At 62.8% G+C, this 18,215-nt stretch carries 14 protein-coding genes and 1 pseudogene; 5 read left to right on the top strand and 10 right to left on the bottom strand.

Features of this window, described 5'->3' with window-relative positions:
* Positions 1-75: 75 nt before the first annotated feature.
* Positions 76-3,960: a GH36-type glycosyl hydrolase domain-containing protein gene (locus RHIBR816_RS0121895; RefSeq protein ID WP_026187289.1), complete on the top strand. Its 3,885-nt coding sequence runs from the start codon at positions 76-78 to the stop codon at positions 3,958-3,960.
* 44 nt (positions 3,961-4,004) lie between these two features.
* On the opposite strand, the gene mntR is transcribed toward RHIBR816_RS0121895, so the two are convergent.
* Positions 4,005-4,487, bottom strand: a complete 483-nt coding sequence (gene mntR / locus RHIBR816_RS0121890) for a manganese-binding transcriptional regulator MntR (RefSeq protein WP_018238743.1) — start codon at positions 4,485-4,487, stop codon at positions 4,005-4,007.
* Positions 4,488-4,683: 196 nt separating this feature from the next.
* Between mntR and RHIBR816_RS0121885 the strand changes: the two genes are divergently transcribed.
* On the top strand, positions 4,684-5,808 hold the full coding sequence (locus RHIBR816_RS0121885) for a multicopper oxidase domain-containing protein (protein ID WP_018238742.1): 1,125 nt from the start codon (positions 4,684-4,686) through the stop codon (positions 5,806-5,808).
* The gene (locus RHIBR816_RS0121880) at positions 5,805-7,013 is read left to right on the top strand and encodes a ZIP family metal transporter (protein WP_018238741.1); all 1,209 of its coding nucleotides are present in this window, start codon (positions 5,805-5,807) and stop codon (positions 7,011-7,013) included. Before RHIBR816_RS0121885 ends, RHIBR816_RS0121880 begins: the two co-directional genes overlap by 4 nt.
* 27 nt (positions 7,014-7,040) lie before the next feature.
* Here RHIBR816_RS0121880 and RHIBR816_RS0121875 read toward each other — a convergent pair whose 3' ends face one another.
* From RHIBR816_RS0121875 to RHIBR816_RS0121865, 3 genes are all read right to left on the bottom strand, one after another.
* The gene (locus RHIBR816_RS0121875; RefSeq protein ID WP_026187288.1) at positions 7,041-9,245 is read right to left on the bottom strand and encodes a heavy metal translocating P-type ATPase; all 2,205 of its coding nucleotides are present in this window, start codon (positions 9,243-9,245) and stop codon (positions 7,041-7,043) included.
* 125 nt (positions 9,246-9,370) lie between these two features.
* Entirely contained in the window at positions 9,371-9,970 is a 600-nt protein-coding gene (locus tag RHIBR816_RS0121870; protein ID WP_026187287.1) for a L,D-transpeptidase, read from the bottom strand.
* Between the two features lie 80 nt (positions 9,971-10,050).
* The gene (locus RHIBR816_RS0121865) at positions 10,051-11,097 is read right to left on the bottom strand and encodes a murein L,D-transpeptidase family protein (protein WP_052522701.1); all 1,047 of its coding nucleotides are present in this window, start codon (positions 11,095-11,097) and stop codon (positions 10,051-10,053) included.
* 400 nt (positions 11,098-11,497) lie between these two features.
* Between RHIBR816_RS0121865 and RHIBR816_RS0121860 the strand changes: the two genes are divergently transcribed.
* Positions 11,498-12,463, top strand: coding sequence for a magnesium and cobalt transport protein CorA (locus RHIBR816_RS0121860; protein ID WP_018238737.1), 966 nt, complete (start codon positions 11,498-11,500; stop codon positions 12,461-12,463).
* Between the two features lie 30 nt (positions 12,464-12,493).
* Here RHIBR816_RS0121860 and RHIBR816_RS38905 read toward each other — a convergent pair whose 3' ends face one another.
* On the bottom strand, positions 12,494-12,622 hold the full coding sequence (locus tag RHIBR816_RS38905; RefSeq protein ID WP_018238736.1) for a hypothetical protein: 129 nt from the start codon (positions 12,620-12,622) through the stop codon (positions 12,494-12,496).
* Positions 12,623-12,786: 164 nt separating this feature from the next.
* Positions 12,787-13,242, bottom strand: a complete 456-nt coding sequence (locus tag RHIBR816_RS0121850; protein WP_018238735.1) for an SRPBCC domain-containing protein — start codon at positions 13,240-13,242, stop codon at positions 12,787-12,789.
* A gap of 227 nt (positions 13,243-13,469) precedes the next feature.
* Between RHIBR816_RS0121850 and RHIBR816_RS0121845 the strand changes: the two genes are divergently transcribed.
* On the top strand, positions 13,470-14,528 hold the full coding sequence (locus tag RHIBR816_RS0121845; RefSeq protein WP_018238734.1) for an adenylate/guanylate cyclase domain-containing protein: 1,059 nt from the start codon (positions 13,470-13,472) through the stop codon (positions 14,526-14,528).
* Positions 14,529-14,561: 33 nt separating this feature from the next.
* Here RHIBR816_RS0121845 and RHIBR816_RS39065 read toward each other — a convergent pair.
* From RHIBR816_RS39065 to RHIBR816_RS0121825, 4 genes and pseudogenes are all read right to left on the bottom strand, one after another.
* Positions 14,562-14,786, bottom strand: a pseudogene (locus RHIBR816_RS39065) (contractile injection system protein, VgrG/Pvc8 family); the annotation flags it as partial.
* A gap of 7 nt (positions 14,787-14,793) precedes the next feature.
* On the bottom strand, positions 14,794-15,468 hold the full coding sequence (locus RHIBR816_RS0121835; protein WP_198294153.1) for a GAD-like domain-containing protein: 675 nt from the start codon (positions 15,466-15,468) through the stop codon (positions 14,794-14,796).
* 15 nt (positions 15,469-15,483) lie between these two features.
* Positions 15,484-17,133 carry a PAAR-like domain-containing protein gene (locus tag RHIBR816_RS0121830; RefSeq protein ID WP_018238730.1) on the bottom strand — a complete coding sequence of 550 codons (1,650 nt, stop codon included), beginning with the start codon at positions 17,131-17,133 and terminating at the stop codon, positions 15,484-15,486.
* Positions 17,133-18,212 carry a DUF2169 domain-containing protein gene (locus tag RHIBR816_RS0121825; protein ID WP_018238729.1) on the bottom strand — a complete coding sequence of 360 codons (1,080 nt, stop codon included), beginning with the start codon at positions 18,210-18,212 and terminating at the stop codon, positions 17,133-17,135. Before RHIBR816_RS0121825 ends, RHIBR816_RS0121830 begins: the two co-directional genes overlap by 1 nt.
* Between the last annotated feature and the right edge of the window lie 3 nt (positions 18,213-18,215).

Genomic DNA, 18,215 nt, shown 5'->3' with positions numbered 1-18,215 from the left:
CGCGTCCGGTGAGGCGCGCGGCACTGTGGCCCGATGTTGCATATGGCCAGTGCGTCGCCAAAGGGGAGACGCGTGATGGTTGGTTCGTTCACGAATAGAGCCGCGCCACTTGAGGACGCCTCTGCGGAAAATGCCGCTCCTTCCCCTGCGGTGGCCTTGCTCTCAAACGGCCGCTACAGCGTTCTATTGACGACTGCCGGTGCAGGCTATGGGTCCTGGCGTGGCCTGGACGTCACGCGCTGGAGGGAGGACTGCACACGCGATTGTTGGGGGCAGTTCTGCTACGTCCGCGATCGGGCGACGAACAAGCTTTGGTCCATCGGCATGCAACCGCTTTCCCAGGGCGAAACGGACCACGAATGCGCCTTTTTCGGCGACCGGGCCGAGTTCCGCTGCCGCGCCGAGGACATCGAAATCTCCTGGGCGGCCTGCGTACCGCCAGACAGCGATGTCGAAGTGCGCCTGCTCGCCATTTCCAACCATGGCGCCACGCCGAAAACCCTCGAACTCACCAGCTATTCCGAGGTCTGCCTGAACCACCGCCGCGCCGACAGGGCGCATCCGGCCTTTGCCAAGCTCTTCGTGGAAACGCTGTTCGATCAGGCGACCGGTGCCCTGTTGGCCAGACGCCGACAGCGCAATGCGGCGGAAAAGCCGATCTGGGCAGTGCATGTTTCGGCCTCGAGCACCCGCGACGGTCCGTCGGTCGAGTATGAGACCGATCGGCTCAAATTCCTCGGGCGCGGCCGCACGCCGGCAGACCCGATCGTCTTCGACAAGGCCACTCCGCTATCGGGAACAACCGGGCCTGTGCTCGATCCGATCTTCTCACTGAGATGGACGATCGATCTCCAGCCAGGCACGACGGAACGGGTGGCTTTCGCGACAGGCGCGGCAGACTCCGAAGCGGACGCGCGGGCGATTGCCAGCCGTTTTTCAAGCCTCGAAGCGGTGGAGAAGGCATTTTCCGATGCGGCCGTAAGCTACCGCAACGAGCTTCGGGATTGGAAACTTACTGGTGACGACGTCGCTCTGTTCAACCGGCTCGCGGGAAGGATCGTCTTCGCCGATTCAATCTTTCGAGATTCAACGGCATCCGTGAACACAAGACTGATGAGAGAGGCGCTCTGGTCGCATGGAATATCCGGCGACCTTCCGATCGTTCTGTTACGCATCGCCGCAGGCGGGGATGAGTCGCTCGCTGGCGAGGCGATCCGCGCGCATGCATTCAGCCTGCGTCGGGGTCTGGTTTTCGACCTCGTCCTCCTCGATGAACGGGACCCGGGCGCGACGGAGGCGTTGGTACAGACACTCCAAACCAACGCCGAGGGCGAGCCGATCGAGAAGCCGCCGGGAATCTACATCCTGTCGGCGGCCGAGGTTCCAGACGATCATCTGGAGACGCTCACCGCCGCGGCACGCATTGTCCTGTCAAGCAGCCAAGGATCGCTCGCCGACCAGCTTGAGGGGCGAAAAAGCGCGTCGCCGGCTTTGGGAGCATCCCGGCCACGGATGCCGGAAGCACCAGCAAGACGCCCCGCCGACCCCGGCGCAGACCTCATCTATTGGAACGGGTTCGGCGGCTTCGCCAAAGACGGAAAAGAATATGTCATCGTGGTGGACGGTGCGGGAGCACACACCCCGGCGCCGTGGTGCAACGTGCTCGCCAACCCGAATTTCGGTTGCCTGACGAGCGACGCCGGGCTCGGCTTCACCTGGGCGGGCAACAGTCAGCTCAACAGGCTGACGCCCTGGTCGAACGACCCGGTGTCGGACACGCCCGGCGAGGTCGTCTACCTCCGGGACGAGGAAAGCGGCGAGATCTGGACGCCCACGCCTCTCCCACTCGGGCGCGGTGCCTCGGTCACCGTTCGGCACGGGCAGGGCTATAGCCGGTATGAGAGCGACAGCCGTTTGCTGCGGCAGGAGATGACGGTGCACGTTCCGTGGGACGATCCGATCAAGATCGTCCGTCTCTCGTTGCTGAACGACGGAGCGAGCGCGCGTCATTTGACGGCGACCTATTTCGCCGAATGGGTTCTAGGGACACAGCGCGAGGACGCGATGATGCAGGTCATCTGTGAACGCGACCTGCAGTCGGGAGCAATCATTGCGACCAACATCTGGGAGGGTGCGTTCGCCGGAAAGCTGGCCTTTGCCGCCGCAAGCGAGGTCCCGCGATCGGCCACTGGCGACCGTGCCGAATTTCTTGGCCGCTACGGTTCCGTATCGCGACCCGAGGGCCTCGAGAAAGCGAGTTTCGCGGCGCAGTTCGGCTCCCTTAGAGATCCCTGCGCCGCGCTGATGGTGGACATTCACCTGGCCCCCGGTGAGAAGACCGAGGTCGTTTTTGCGCTCGGCCAGGGCGATGACCTCGACCAGGTCCGTACCCTCGTGCGGCAATATGCAGATCCGCATCGCGGACGAGAGAGCCTGGCGATCGTGTCTCGGCACTGGGGCGATATTCTCGAAACCGTTTCGGTCAGGACGCCGGACCCTGCCTTCGACCTGATGCTGAACGGATGGCTGCTGTACCAGGTGCTTGCCTGTCGCGTCTGGGCCCGCTCTGCCTTCTATCAGTCCGGCGGCGCGTTCGGTTTTCGCGATCAGCTGCAGGATGTGATGGCCCTCGTCCATTGCGCCCCGCAGGAAGCACGTTCACAAATTCTGCGAGCCGCCGCCCGCCAATTCAGCGAGGGGGACGTCCAGCATTGGTGGCACCCGCCGTCCGGCGTCGGGGTACGCACCCGGATGACCGACGACCTCTACTTTCTGCCGTTCGTCGTCCATCACTATGTTACGGCGACGGGCGACATCAAGATACTCGATGAGGTGGTGCCTTTCATCAGCGCGCCAGTTCTGGAGGAGGACCAGGAGGAAGCCTTCGGACGACCGGACCTCAGCGCCGAAGCAGAAACAATCTACGAGCACTGCGTCCGGGCTCTGGAACGCGGATTCAACCTCGGCCGCCACGGCTTGCCGCTGATCGGGACGGGTGACTGGAACGACGGCATGAACAAGGTCGGTGCCGAGGGCAAGGGTGAGAGCGTCTGGAACGGCTGGTTCTTCCTGACTGTCCTGGGGGCCTTCGAGGCGATCGCATCGTCGCGCGGAGACGAAAGCCGCGCCGCGTGGTGCCGTGAACGGGCCGAAAAATTGCGTGCCGCTCTCGAAGCGCACGCCTGGGACGGCGCCTGGTATCGCCGCGCCTATTTTGATGATGGCACGCCGCTCGGCTCCACCTCCAACGACGAATGCCAGATCGATGCGATCCCGCAGGCCTGGGCCGTCATCTCCGGTAGAGCCGATCCGGAGCGAGCTTCGAAGGCGATGGACGCCGTCTATCAAAGGCTCGTTCGCCATCAACACAAGCTGATCCAGCTGTTCGACCCGCCCTTCGACAAGGGGGCGCTGCAGCCGGGCTACATCAAGGGCTATGTTCCCGGCATCCGGGAGAACGGCGGGCAATATACCCATGCGGCGGCCTGGGTCGTGCTGGCTGCCGCCCTCAAGGGCGATGGCGACAAGGCCATGCAACTCTGGAACCTGCTCAACCCGGTCAACCATGCGACGACGCGACAGGACGCCCAGCACTATATGGTCGAGCCCTATGTGGTCAGTGCCGACGTCTATGGCGCGTCGCCGCACAGCGGGCGCGGCGGCTGGACATGGTATACGGGATCGGCCGGTTGGCTCTATCGCGTGGCGCTGGAAGCGATCCTTGGTTTTCGTCGTGAAGGCGATCGTCTCGCGATTGAACCCTGCGTGCCCGGGAATTGGCAGGATTACGAACTACGATACAAGCATGGATCGACAACCTATCTCATCCATGTGGACAACAAGGCTGGAACGGGCCGCGGCGTGCGGGCGCTGTTCCTGGATGGCGAACAACTGTCCGATGCCAGGGTGGCGCTTGCCGACGACGGTCATCTCCACGATGTCTGGGTGATCCTCGGCTAGCCCAAGCCAGCCCAAGTCCCAAGCGCCGCAAGCGGACCCGTGATTCACTTCGGCTCGGGCGCACCCGCTCCTTCTCCACGGACGAGGAAGCGCCTGAAGGCCTGCAGCGTCTCGGGACTGGCGTGGTGCTCCATGCCTTCCGCATCGATGCGGGCGGTTTCGGGCGAGATGCCGATGGCGCAGAGGAAGGATTCAACGATCTGGTGTCGCTCGCGGCTGCGGTCGGCAAGCGCCCTGCCCGCCGCCGTGAGAAAGATGCCGCGGTAGCGGCGCTGCTGAATATAGCCTTCGGCCGTCAGCCGCTTCAGCATTTTCGCGACGGTGGGCTGCGCGACGCCTAAGCGCTGGGCAATGTCCACCTGCCGCGCTTCCCCGCCGTCTTCCAGAAGGTCGGCGATGAGCTCGACGTAATCTTCGATGAGTTCGGTGCGGCGGTTGTTGCGCGTCTGACGAAAGCTTTCGACTTGGGTATCTGCGTCGATCAGGCTCGTTTCGACGAGGTTCGCGGTGTCCTCTTGCTGCGGCAAGTCGGAGATTCCTTTGATGATGATTACCGGTCCCGAAATAGTATAGCCGCAGCTATTTTTCAATCCGTCTATAAATGTTTATCACGCGCACCCACCTCAAAGGCGTCAATAGCGCGCTCTCCAGATTATAGCACTTGCTATATTCATACCATCATGCTCTATTTCATCTCGTATGCTAATCGAAGTGGAGCGGACCATGCTGAAATGGGCGCAAGCGGCGTTGAGCAGGCGGAACCTGCTGCTCGGCGGGGGAGCCGCGACGATCGGCGCTACATCTATCTGCGCGACCAGGACCGTCGCCCAGGAAGGCCACGGTAACCATGCGGCAGGCGCCAAGCCGCAAGGCTTTGCAGCGCCTTCGCACCAAACCGCCCACGGCGCGATGATCACCGTCGGAACGGTCGACAATGAGCGCAACGGTTTCGATCCGACGAAATTGCTGACCGACTGGTACACCGGAACGGTTTCGACGCTTCCCGACGGCCGGAGGCTCAGGAGCTTCGAAATCGTCGCCGAGGAAAAAGAGATCGAAATCGCGCCGGGCGTGATGTTCCCCGCCTGGACCTACAATGGCCGGGTGCCGGGTCCCGCCATCCGCGCCACCGAGGGCGACCGCCTCAGGATCGTCTTCAAGAATTACGGCTCGCACCCCCATTCCATGCATTTCCATGGCATCCATTCCGCCCGCATGGACGGCATCCCGGGCGCCGGCGTCGTCGGCCCCGGGGAGGAATTCATCTACGACTTCGATGCGAAGCCGTTTGGCTGCCATCTTTATCACTGTCACGCCCTGCCGCTTGCCCGGCACATCCACAAGGGCATGTACGGAATGTTCGTGATCGATCCGGATCCGGCTCGTCATCCCGACAATGCCGAGGTGGCGAAGTCTCGGCTGTTCGGATCGCCGGAAAATGCCGAATGGCAGGAAATGGCCATGATCATGAACGCCTTCGACACGAATTTCGACGGCGAGAACGAGTTTTACGCCTGCAACACGATCGCGCATTGCTACGCCAAGGAGCCGATCAAGGTCGTCAAGAACCGGCCGGTGCGCATCTATCTTGTCAATGTCACCGAATTCGATCCGATCAATTCCTTCCACCTGCACGCAAACTTCTTCGACTACTACGACCAGGGCACGACGCTGACGCCGACGCTGAAGACGGTCGACCTTATCACCCAGTGTCAGGCCCAGCGCGGCATCCTCGAGTTCAGCTTCAAGGATCATGAGCCCGGCGCCTATATGTTTCACGCCCACCAGTCGGAATTCACCGAGCTCGGCTGGATGGGCATGTTCGATGTCGTGGAGGAGCTGGCATGAACGAGAACCCGCGCAACCTCCATCCCGCCACGACCGTCGCCGCCCCGGGGTCGCGTCATCTCGCCTGGCTTCTGCTGCCGGTCGCCGTGCTGGCGGCGGCCATTCTCTGGCTAGTCCAGACCGACCCGTTGCAGGGCTTCAACAATGGCGCACCGCCGGTCGAGAACCTGACAATCGAGCGCATGGTCCTCGATCAGGACGGTCTGCGGATGCTCGTCCGCGCCGGCGGATCGGAGCCGATGACGATCGCACAGGTGCAGGTCGATGCGGCCTACTGGCAGTTCGCGCAGGAGCCCGCCGGCGCGATTGCGCGCGGGCACACCGCGTGGATCTCGATTCCGTTCCCCTGGGTGCTCGGCGAAGCCCATAACGTCACGCTCGTCACCAACACCGGCGCAACCTTCGATCACGAAATTCCGGTCGCCGTGCCGACGCCGACGGTCTCGAGCGGCACGCTCGCCTCCCAGGCCATCCTCGGCGCCTTCGTCGGCATCCTGCCGGTGGCGGTCGGGCTCCTATGCTATCCCGCCCTTCGCAGTGCCGGTCGCAACACCATGACCTTCCTCTTGGCCATGACCGTGGGGCTGCTCGCCTTCCTGCTGGTCGACACCACGATCGAAGCATTGGAATTCGCGGGCGAAGCCGCAGCGGTCTTCCAGGGAAGCATCATGGTCGTGCTCGTTGCGGCAGCAAGCTTCCTGGCGCTGATGGCGATCGGCCGGCGCAACGGCTCTCCGACCGGGCTGGCGCTTGCGACCTACATCGCGCTTGGGATCGGCCTGCACAATTTCGGCGAAGGACTGGCGATCGGCGCCGCCTTTACCGCGGGTGCTGCCGGCCTCGGCACCTTCCTCGTGCTTGGCTTCACTCTTCACAACGTCACCGAGGGGATCGGCATCGCCGCCCCGCTCCTGAAAATGCGGCCGCCGCTCCTGTCGTTCGTCGGCCTCGCTTTGCTCGCCGGTGGACCGGCGGTTGTCGGGATCTGGGTTGGAAGCCTCGCCTTTGCGCCGCAGTGGACAGCCATTGCGCTCGCAATCGGTGCCGGCGCCATCGCCCAGGTCATCGTCGAGGTAACCGCCTTGCTCTCCCGTGGCGCGGACGAGCGCGGCGGCCTTGGCGGCCTCCTCGGCCCCGCGGCATTCGGTGGCCTCGCCGCCGGCGTCGGCTTCATGTATGTGACGGCCATGCTCGTCAAGATCTGACGCCTGCGGGAGTGCCTCTCCGCAACCTTACCGGACGGGTCGAAGCAGGCGCAGGGCATTCATCGTCACGAGCACGGTTGCGCCCGTGTCGGCCAGGATTGCCGGCCATAGCCCGGTCACGCCGATGATCGTGGTCACCAGGAAAACGGCCTTCAACCCCAGGGCCATGCCGATGTTCTGGAAGATGTTGCGCATGGTGCGCTTGGAGAGCTCCACCATCCGGGCGACATCTCCGACGCGGCCGTGAAGAACTGCCGCATCGGCGGTTTCCAGGGCGACGTCCGTCCCTCCGCCCATGGCGATGCCGATATCGGCGGCGGCAAGTGCCGGCGCATCGTTGATGCCGTCTCCGACCTTGCCGACGACGAAACCTTCCTTCTTCAGGTCGCCGACGATCCGCTGCTTGTCCTCCGGCATCAGCTCGGCCCTCACCTCGATCCCGAGCTGCGCCCCGATCGCGGTCGCGGTGCGCTTGTTGTCACCGGTTAGCATTACCGTCCGGATGCCGGCACCGGCCAGCGCCTTGAGGCCGGCAACGGCATCGGGCCGCGGTTCATCGCGCATGGCGATGGCACCGGCAAGGGTGCTGCCGGCAACGAGGACCGAGACTGTCTTGCCCTCATCGTTCAGCGCCGTGATCATCCGCGAATGCGCCATGCCGATCGAGGTCCGTTCCGCGGCCGCCTTCGGTGATCCGAAGAACACCTCTTCGCCATCAATCACCGCCGTGACTCCCTTGCCGCCCAGCGCTTTCGAGTGGCTTGCCGCCGGGATCTCGATCCCGTCTTCCTCGGCCTTTGCGAGGATTGCCAGCGCCAGCGGATGGCTCGAGCCGACCTCGAGCGCGGCCGCCAGCCGAAGGGTCTCGGGTCCCGACTTTCCGAACGGCACGAGATCGGTCACCTTCGGCTTGCCTTCGGTCAGGGTCCCCGTCTTGTCCAGAGCGACGGCCGTCAGCTTGCCAAGCCCTTCGAGCACCGCGCCGCCTTTCATCAGCAGGCCTTTGCGCGCACCGGCGGAAAGCGAGGCGGCGATCGCAGCCGGGGTCGAGATGACCAGGGCACAGGGGCAGCCGATCAGCAGGATCGCCAGACCCTTGTAGCCCCATTCGCTCCAGCTCGCGCCCACCATGATCGGCGGCAGAACGGCCACCAGCGCAGCGACTGCGACCACCCCGGGCGTATAGTATTTGGAGAAGCGATCGATGAAACGCTCGGTCGGCGCCTTCGATTCCTGCGCCTCCTCGACGAGCTTGACGACCCGGGCAATGGTATTGTCCTCTGCCGTCGCAGTCACTTCGACACGCAAGGCGGCGTCGCCGTTGACCGTGCCGGCAAAGACGGTCGCGTCGACGCCCTTTTGAACCGGCACGCTCTCGCCGGTCACGGGCGCCTCGTCGATCGCGCACTCGCCGGAAACGATCACCCCATCGGCGGAGATGCGGTCGCCGGGGCGAACCAGGATGATCGATCCCACCGCCAGCGAGTCCGCCGGCACTTCACGTATCTTGTCGTTTTCCTCGAGCAGCGCGGTCTTCGGCACCAGGGCGGCCAGCGCCTTGATGCTGTCGCGCGCCTTGCCGGCTGCCACGCCTTCCAGCAGTTCGCCCACCAGGAACAGGAAGACGACCGCTGCCGCCTCTTCCGTGGCATTGATGATCAGCGCCCCGACCGCGGCGATCGTCATCAGCATTTCTATGGAGAACGGCGTGCCGGCAAAGGCGGCCATGATCGCGCGTCGCGCGATCGGAATGAGGCCGACGAACATGGCGATGACGAAGGCGTAGGTCTCGATCTGCGGAAAAAGATGGCCGACGCCATAGGCGACGACAAGCGCCGCTCCGGCCGAAAGGGTGAGACGCCCTTTCCTGCCCCGCCACCACGGGCCTTCGCCCGGACCATGCGCGTGGCCGTGCAGGGCCTCGCCGCCCTCCCACTCCTTCGGGGCCGGAGCCGGCGCGTCCCCGAGCAGGCCGGCATGGTTATGCTCCTGCACCTTCGCCGCACGCTTCGCCACGATGGGCGCGATCGTGAAACCGAGGCTCGAGACTTTCTTTTCGATTTCGGCGACGTCGGCACCGGCGCTGTGCTTCACGGTCATCGTGCCGCCGGTGACCGAAACGGAAACTTCCTCGACTTTGGGCATGCGCAGCACCGCCGTGTTGATCTTCGCGGCGCACGAGGCGCAGTCCATGCCTCCAATCCGGAATCGTGTCTGCAATGACGTGGTCATGGGTGCGTCCTCTCGTGCATGAGGCGCCCTTATAAGACCTCTAGCCACTAGAGATGCAATGGGGAGATCGACATTAATTCAACGAGTAGTCGCAGCGGCCCGGGTGGGCGTTCCGACGATCCCGATCAGATGATCAATACGGTCGTACCGACAGGGGTACGGCTGTAGAGATCGACGATGTCCTCGTTCGTCAGACGAACGCATCCGCTCGACACCGCCTGGCCGATAGTCCACGGCTCGTTCGTACCGTGCAGCCGGAACATGCTGTCTTCTCCGCCGCGGTAAAGATAGAGGGCGGCTGCCCCAAGCGGATTGTGGGGGCCGCCGGTGACACCGCCGGCATATTGCCGAAGGTGCGGCTTGCGCTGCATCATGTCTTCGGTCGGTCTCCAGGAGGGCCATTCCGCCTTGCGGCCGATCGTCGCCCGGCCCTTGACCGTGCGCCCTTCCTCCCCGACCCCGATGCCGTAGCGAATAGCCCAGCCGCCGCCTTCAACGTAGTAGAGATATCGCTGCGTCGTATCGACGACGATCGTCCCGGGCGCCTCGCTGCCTGTATAGGCGACTTCCTGCCTTCGGTAGCGCGGGTCGATCCGCGTGCCGGCCATAGGCGTCTGCGTTCCTCCCACAAACCCTCCCAGGGGCCGCAACGAATGACATCCGGAGGCCAGCAAAGCCAGGCCGCCCAACACCAGAATCCGGCGCGTCATGTGGTCCTTGTCCATTTTCACCTGCTGAGCAAATTCGAGAGTCCCGCCGCGCAGCGCACGTCCTGTTGACTTCAAGCGCGAGGAAAAATTCATGATCACTGTATCGACCCTTTGAACGGGTCGGCGAGCGCCGCATCGGGGCGGCTGACGGGGTATTTCGTGCGGGAAACACCTGCCGCCAGCTTTTCAGCGCCATCCTTCTTCAGGCGCGCCCGGAAGCTCGGGTGCATGCCGCCATCGACATAGGCCGTGATCGGTACGGCCTTGGCCCCGGCAACGGCCGAGTCGACCTTCTCCCTTTCCGCCTGCATCTTCGCCATCAGATCTGCATCGGCATTGGTCAGCGGCGGACATGCGGCCAGCGGGTCCACGGGTTCGCCGCCCGCGAACTCGGCGTTGAAGACATAGCGCCCGCCACAGGCGGAAACCTTCGGCTGCCGTTTGGTCAGCCGGAAGGCGTCGTATCCTTCCTTCAAGGTTCGCCAGAACGGAAAGTTTTCATCACCGCGATGCAGGGCCATGTTCTTGGCAGTCATGCGGAACGGATAGGCCTGAACCTGAAAGCTCTGCTGCCCCCCGGAAAGTGCCTTCTGGACGAGTGCATATATTTCGCCGACCTGCTGGTCGGTCATCGCATAACATCCGGCCGACGAGCATGCGCCGTGCACCATCAATGCCTCGCCCGTGTAGCCGCGCGCGGATTCCAGCCGGTTTGGATAGCCGAGGTTGAACGACACGTAATATTGCGAGTTCGGGTTCAGCATGTTGGCAGAGACGTGATAGAAACCCTCCGGTGCCTGCCGGTCCCCCGACTTTGTCTTCGGGCCGAGCTTGCCGGACCAGCGGCACATCGGATAGGTCTTGAAAAGCGCGTAGGAACCGGTCTTGTCGACCTTCCAGACTTCGAGTTCGCTTTCCTGCTTGAAGATGCGGACCAGAACCGGGCTCTCGGAGCGCATGCCCTTCTTCGACAATTCGGCCATTGTCTTCCTGGAAAGGGTCGGCGGCTCCTTCGAAAGCCCGGCCATATCCATGCCGACACACCCCGACAAGGATGCGCCAAGCAGGGCGATGCTGGCGAGGCGACGCAGCGCCGCGGTCAGCGGACGGCGTTTCATGGGGTGGACGTGACGACCGTTCATTCAGACCGCCCGCCTCTGATTTCCCTTGAGGCGGGGCATCGCGCTTCGCGATAGCTGTGCATGCGGTAAGGCGTGTGGATCACAGGAAACGATCTCTTCTGCTCATGGTAATCAGCGAACCCGGTTGTCTGGTTCGGCGGAATCGCAACAACCGTCAGACCTCGGGTGGCCTTAGCATCAAGAGGAGAACGCCAATTTCAAGGCACGCGATCAGCGTGGACAGATTTCCCGTCAACACCACGACGCGGAACGCGCCCATCCTGCCATCATCGTGACATAGACGCCAGTCGAACTCATAAGCAAGCTCATCTATGTTACCGGCGATTTCGGTCGACTCACGCGCTATGGCAGAAGCAATGTCATAGCGGCCATGCCGGCCCGCCGGGAAAGAAGGAATTTTATGACAGTCGTCGCCTCGTTCATGTACCGGGATGGAAAGCGTGCGGAAGACCTGCCGCTTTCCTCCACTTCGATCTCCTTCCAGGAAAACGAGTTTGCCTGGATCGGGCTGTCTGCTCCGACAGCGGAAGAGATGGCGGCGCTGCAGCAGGCATACGGGCTTCACCAGCTCGCCGTCGAGGATGCGCTCAACCCGCACCAATTGCCGAAGGTCGACATCTACGGCGAGCAATTGTTCGTGGTTGCCAAGACCGCGCATCTCGAAGGCGACAAGATCCTCTACGGCCAGACGGCCCTGTTCGTCGGCCGAAACCACATCATCTCGGTAAGACAGGGCTCGGCGCGTGCGCACACCGAGCTTCGCGCCCAGCTGGAGGCATCGCCGCAATTGATGCAGAAGGGGCCGGATTACGTGCTGCATGCGATCATCGACTTCATCGTCGATGGGTATCTTCCGGTCGTCCAGACGATCGAGGACCGGGTGCTGGCGATGGAAAAGCACATGCTGATCGCGTTCCTCGAACGCGATCAGATCCGCCGGATTTTCCGCCTGCGTCGCCAGGTCATCCTGTTTCAGCGCATCCTCGGCCCGATGTCGGAGGTGGTCGGCAGGCTGGCGAACCTGGAGCTGCCGTGCATCGATGATCACGCCAAGCCCTATTTCCGCGACGTGCTCGACCATGTCCGTCGCGTCGAGGCCGTGGTCAGCGGTCTGCGCGAGGTCATCACCTCGGTGTTCGAGGCCAGCAACCTGCTGGAGCAGCAGCGGCAGGGCACGATCACCCGTCAACTGGCGGCCTGGGCGGCCATCCTTGCCGTTCCGACGGCAATTGCCGGGATCTACGGCATGAATTTTTCGAACATGCCGGAACTGCAAACGCGCTACGGCTATTTCGTGGTGCTCGCAACGATCGGCGTCTTGTGTTCCTTTCTCTACTATCGCTTCCGGAAAGCCGGATGGCTCTGAACCCGTCCCTCGCCTTCGCGGTCGAGCCGGCTAAAGGTGGTGCAGCACCAGCGGCCGGCCGTTCATGCGCTCGACGTTCATCCGGTAACCGAAGTCCAGCACGAACAACTTTCGATGCGGGCGATAGTAGGCGGCGAAACGCTTCAGCAATTCGGGCAAGGACGGATTCCTCGATCAAACAAATGTGACGGGAGCGGCTGCATTTGACGTGATGTCTCTGCCGTCGGCAGGATCCGCACCGCTAACTGCAAAAGAAGACTATCGTTGTCAACTTAAAATGAATTGCCGGACGCGAGAAGGAGGAGATCGTATCGGGCGCCGGCTCAGTCGCTGCCGGTTCGGCCGTGCCAGGGGTCGGGACCCGGATCGCGGCCTGCCGCCGCCTCGGCCAGCCGGCCGAGATAGTGAGCCCAGCCTTCTGCGTGGCCGGCGCATTGCTCGGCATTGGGCAGGCCGGTATGGGTCAGCCGCAGCAGCGTCCCGTCCGACTGCTCGATCAGATCGATCTCCACCAGGCTCGATCCCGGCGGTACGATCTCGCTGCCGTCCCAGCCAAAGCTGTAGGCGAGCCGATGCACCGGCACGACCTCGCGGAACGAGCCGCGCGCGAAGCGAGCCCCGGTGACATTGACCAGATAGAGCCCGTCGGGCTCCGGCTCGACCTCCGCTTCCGTGCCCATCCAGCGCAGGATCTTCTCGGGATCGGTCAAGAGCGCGAACACCGCGGCGGGCGGCGCCGGGATATGCGTCTCGCGGCGGACGACGAGGGACTCTTGCATCGGACTCCCCATGGTTGCGGTGGACGGCACGCATCCGTACCTGCCCCATGATAGCCCCGCGCGGCCGTCTGCGCCACCACAACGGCGCCGTGCGCCCGGGAAGACGCGCAATCGCCTCTGCAAGGATTTGAATTCACGGATGATATTCCAGCTCCATCGATCTCGGCGGCAGGATTAATGCTGCCACGCGGATGACAGGCGACGGGCGGTGGCGGTAAGATCGCCGCATGGATCTGCCCGCACCCCTTGCCTGGCTGGTGGACGAGGCCGGCGCCTCGCCCGGCCCTGACCGGTTCCTGGCCGAGCTCGCAAGCCGCCTGCTGGCCAACGGCCTTCCCCTGGCCGGCGGCGCCCTGACGCTGGCGGTGCCGCATCCAATCATCGCCCGCCGCACCTGGCTGTGGCGGGCGGAGACCGGCGCAGTGATCGAGGCTCTCGGCTTTGCCGGCGGCCCGGTGAGCCAGGCCGGACGCGACTGGCTTTCCGGGCTTGGCCCGGTGCTGGAGGACACGATCGCAGCGGCACGGAACGAAGCGAGGCTCGGCTGGGCCGGCACACGCGCCTTCGCCCCTGCCGAGGTCGTGAGGCTGCGCCAGGCGGCGCGCTTTGCCGCGGCACCCCTGGCTGCGCTCGCCGAGCGGGCGGCGCTTTCCGCATTGCTCGAGGCCTATCTCGGCCGGCGCAGTGCCGCCCGGGTCAAGGCGGGCGCGCTGACACGGGGCACCGGAGAGACGATCCGCGCCGCGCTGCTCTATGCCGATCTGCGCAACTTCACCACCCTTTCCGAGGTCACCGAGCCGGAGGCGATGATCGCCGCCCTCGATGCCTGGTTCGACCGCGTCGCCGGCGCGATCCACGCCTTCCGCGGCGAGGTGCTGAAATTCATCGGCGACGGCGTGCTGGCGATCTTCCCGGTGACCGGTCCGGCGGCCGAGGCCTGCGAGGCGGCCCTTCGCGCCGTCGTCGCCGCCCGCGCCGGCATGGCCCATCTCGACGCCGCGCGCCAGGCAGAGGGCCTGCCGCCGCTCCCCTTCGGCACGGCGCTGCATCTCGGCGACGTCCTCTGGGGCAATATCGGCGCCGTCGACCGGCTGGACTTCACCGCCATCGGCCCCGCCGTCAACCTCGTCAGCCGCCTCGAGGGCCTGTGCCGCCCGCTCGGCCGCTCGGTCTTGATCTCCGGCGCCGTCGCCGCGGAAACCTCAAGCCCGCTGCTGCCGCTCGGCGACCACAAGCTCCGCGGCATTGCGGCGCCCTGCGCGGTGTTCACGCTGGAGGATGGGTGAGCGGGGAGTGGTGGCCACATCTGCGGTCTCATCGCCCCCCTCGATGACGCGCGAGGTGGAGCGGCCGGAGACGCGGTCGTGGTCGGCCTCGCTCGCCTGCATCCTGAGCTTCTGCGCCCGCTCGGCCTCGGCGACGGTCGATATCCGCGAGGGATATTCGTAAAGCTCGCGCTTCATCGCATCGGGATATTTCCTAGGATCACTACTCTCGCGCGCAAGGCGCCTTCGAAGCCGCCGCCCCCGCTTTTCGTCCCGCACCGTTCGGTCAGCCGATTGGACGAACCGGCACGACCTCAGTTGGTGTTACGGTAACCAACTGGAATTGCTCGAGTTGCGCGAGAATTGAGAAATGCTCCAGTGCCGGCATACGCTGAATGCTCTCTACTCGCTGCATGGGACTAAATGCTCCCGAGATCGCAAGGGCCGGAACAAACCCGAAGCATTCCCCATTTTGAAGAGCCCCATACCTTTCGACGCAACGATCGTACATTGGACGTCCATCAGCATCGAGAAAATCGGCTTCCTCGCGGTCAGGTACAATAGCGGAAGCAATGTGATCTGCGGATGCAGCAGGCTTCCAGCTCGGCAAGGTTAAAGCTCGGCAGTACACTACACCCAGAGGAAGCTCGATCTCAAATTTAAAGTATTTATCAGACCAACATTGTAGAACGCCAAACGCGCTATATCCTACGACATGGCAATCTCTGTGGTGAAAATCACTATCTGCTCCGAATATCAAAGCGAGAACAGAACGAAATTCATCCGGATCACAAAGTTGGAAAAGGCCTCCATGAAACCCAACGAAACCATACCGTCTGATGAATTCCGCCAAAGAACCCGGCAGAATCTTCTCGACACGTGCGATTTGGCTTTCGCTTGGTTTGTCAGCAGGGAAGACGGGTGAGTAGGTCTTCAGAAAGTACTCGAAATTCTCGTGCACGGCAAACATTCCTTATCAGCAGGGTTTGAGAACTACACGCATTTTGTCACGGGCACGACCGTCTTTGCGCATCTGTTCGGCTTCTTCTCGAAGTGAAGCAGCTCGTCCTTTTTGTGTCCACTGGTTACCAACATCTGAATTGACCTCGGTGTCGCCAAGCACTGGATTACCCGCTGCATCGGTTGAAAATATTGCGGGATTTCCTCCGGCGACCATGTCCAAAAAGTGGGTGGCTGCCATACCTCCAGTCATTTCTGCGATCTCGGCCTCCGTTTTGCCCTGTTCCCGCAAATACGATTTATACCAAGCCCTATGTTTCTGCTGTAGATATGGTTGTCGCAACGGCCCAGTTCCTCCGGCTTTCTCCAAGACCCAATGCGCGTATGCCATATCGTCTGCAGTCATATTCTCATTTATGTATTTCATTTGTTCATCTAATTGACGTCTATACTCAGCAGTCTTACCTTTCAATTTGTCAGGAATCTCAAAGCAGTGAACGTCTAGTATTCTCGTACTTCTCGCTCCGTCGTCACCTTTTTCTTCGGCTTTTCTTTCCCTTTCCACCGCCTCCTTCGCGCGACGCTCCGTCTTCGCAGCATCGCCGAGGTCCTCAAGTCCTTCCGCTGCCCGACCGGCCAACTTTGCCTTCTTGAGAGGATTGACTGCGCCCAACACTGCCGCGGCTAGGTGTCCGCCGGCCTGCGAAACACCTCCCTGGTCGTAAGCGTTCGTGACGCCTCCCCAGAGACCCCTCAGCCCGTCGACACCACGGTTCCAGATACCGGTAGCTGCCTCGCCCGGATTGTTCAACGCGTATTCCACCGCATTGCCCGCTCCCGTCAGAACGTTCTCGCCAAACTCGACTACCTCAGCGCCTGTTGGCAGCGCCTCGTAGGCCGATTTGATATCCTGACCAATGAGAGAAGGATCCTTGACGTACTCTCCGGCCCTTTCGATCCCGGCATTGATCGCCTGCGCTTCACTCGAATTGTTATAGAACCCGTCCCAGCCCTTTTCGGCTTGGCCTCGCTTGTCGCCTTCGTCGTTTCCATCCGGCGCCTTGTTGATTTCCGTCGATTTCACATGCACATATTCGCCCGGGCAGTTGCCGTTGTTCAGCGTGCAGGTATCGGAGTGGCGTTGCACCGGTATGCCGTTGGCGCGAACGATCGGCGAGGACGAAACAGGCTCGACCGCCTTTCCCTCCGTGCCGGACTTGACACCTGCATGTCCCGGCTCGGCGCCGTAGGTGGTAGTCATCCGGGAGTTGTGGCGTTTGATGACCTTTCCATTGGAGCGAACATCCGGAGAGTAATTCTGGTCGTCGCTGCCCTTGCCGTGAACTGCGAAGGGGACAGGCTTGTCTCCGACCTTGACGACATCGGGTGAGGTAAAGACCGCCAGCGCTTCCGCCGTATCGGGAATCAATTCAGGCGGGTGGGGAACTGGGGCTGTTGGCAGCGGACCCTTTTTCTTCTCGTACGGAGCGATGAGCCGGTCGGCCTCTTTCCACTTTTCGATAGCACCCGCTCGAGCGCCGGCGTTCATGAGGGCATCACCCTGTGCCGTTAGTCGCTCAAAGCCCTGGCGCACTGCTGGCGGCATCTGATCCCAATGGTAGGTTCTTCCACCGACGATTTCGATAGCGAGGCCGTCCTCCGCCATTAGACGGCCTCCTGAAGTTCAGACAGGCAATCAAGGCGCGGTTGGCCGATCCGCTGCGGCCACGGAAAGCCCGTGCGCCATGTCAGATAGACCCGCCCGATGCCCGGACGAAAATCGAAATGCACGCCGTCGAGCACCATCGGAGCGATTTCCGGACCGCGTCCCTGGTCAATCGTCACCTGCAGCTTGACCTTCGGCAGCGTGCCGCGAACAAGCGGATAACCAAAAACGAGATTCTCAAGCTCATACTCTTCATCGCCATTTAGCCATGGCTCTGCGATGAGGTCGGGATGCGCGCACTGCCAGTAGCGGAAGTCGAAATCCCCCGGCAGCAGCGGATGCCGCTTTGCCAGCCATTCGTCGCCATACGTGCCTGCATATTGATACCGCTGCTCCCACCAGGGGGCGATCGCACCAAAACCCTCAGGCCGCCCGTCAAAATTGTTGGACCCGACCGGCATTGCCGGGTCTTCGATCTGCGGAGCAGGATATTCTGCACTATCCCTGTACCTCTCGCTGTCGACGATCCCACGTCCGATCGAGTTGAAGCGGTATCGTCCATCCGGACTCGGTCCGATCTTTCCGGGCAACAGGCCCCCATAGGCGAGGCGCCAATCGATTGGAACATAGGCGACCGGAGTCGCCTCCGTTAACTCCCAACCATCCAACACATCTTCCGCATTGCGATCGAAAATGCCTCGCAGGGTCTTGCGGGTTCGAGCTCGCCAAGATCGTGGCCCCGTCACCCTCAGTCGCTTTTCGACCGGCCCAACGCGCAGTCGACACGTCCAGTCCGTCCGGGGTGCCTGTTCCGGTGAAAAGGACGCGCCGTTAAAAGTCACGTCCGTAGCTGGTTTGAACGGGACGAGGTCGGATTGCGCCGTCAGCGGCCCCTCGTGTGGATTGCCGTCATAAACGTCGGAAAGAATCAGCGGATGCTGCGCCTTCGCGGGCACCAAGGGCCCGCCTGACGCCAGCAGGAAAGTCCCACGAGCCGCAACAACGCCGAGCAAATCGCCGGCGAGATTGAATTGTCGAAAGGCAATTGCTGGAAACGGCGTTCGGTTGTCGACGGACATCGA

The organism is Ensifer sp. BR816 (genome assembly GCF_000378985.1).
GTDB lineage: Bacteria > Pseudomonadota > Alphaproteobacteria > Rhizobiales > Rhizobiaceae > Sinorhizobium.
This window is presented reverse-complemented; position numbering and strand designations above follow the sequence as displayed.

Coding starts and splice junctions, on each gene's coding strand:
- RHIBR816_RS0121895 (WP_026187289.1), top strand. CDS start 76: ATGGTTGGTTCGTTCACGAATAGAGCCGCGCCACTTGAGGACGCCTCT.
- RHIBR816_RS0121865 (WP_052522701.1), bottom strand. CDS start 11,097: ATGAACGGTCGTCACGTCCACCCCATGAAACGCCGTCCGCTGACCGCG.
- RHIBR816_RS0121825 (WP_018238729.1), bottom strand. CDS start 18,212: ATGTCCGTCGACAACCGAACGCCGTTTCCAGCAATTGCCTTTCGACAA.
- RHIBR816_RS0121860 (WP_018238737.1), top strand. CDS start 11,498: ATGACAGTCGTCGCCTCGTTCATGTACCGGGATGGAAAGCGTGCGGAA.
- RHIBR816_RS0121830 (WP_018238730.1), bottom strand. CDS start 17,133: ATGGCGGAGGACGGCCTCGCTATCGAAATCGTCGGTGGAAGAACCTAC.
- RHIBR816_RS0121845 (WP_018238734.1), top strand. CDS start 13,470: ATGGATCTGCCCGCACCCCTTGCCTGGCTGGTGGACGAGGCCGGCGCC.
- RHIBR816_RS0121880 (WP_018238741.1), top strand. CDS start 5,805: ATGAACGAGAACCCGCGCAACCTCCATCCCGCCACGACCGTCGCCGCC.
- RHIBR816_RS0121850 (WP_018238735.1), bottom strand. CDS start 13,242: ATGCAAGAGTCCCTCGTCGTCCGCCGCGAGACGCATATCCCGGCGCCG.
- RHIBR816_RS0121870 (WP_026187287.1), bottom strand. CDS start 9,970: ATGGACAAGGACCACATGACGCGCCGGATTCTGGTGTTGGGCGGCCTG.
- RHIBR816_RS0121875 (WP_026187288.1), bottom strand. CDS start 9,245: ATGACCACGTCATTGCAGACACGATTCCGGATTGGAGGCATGGACTGC.
- RHIBR816_RS0121885 (WP_018238742.1), top strand. CDS start 4,684: ATGCTGAAATGGGCGCAAGCGGCGTTGAGCAGGCGGAACCTGCTGCTC.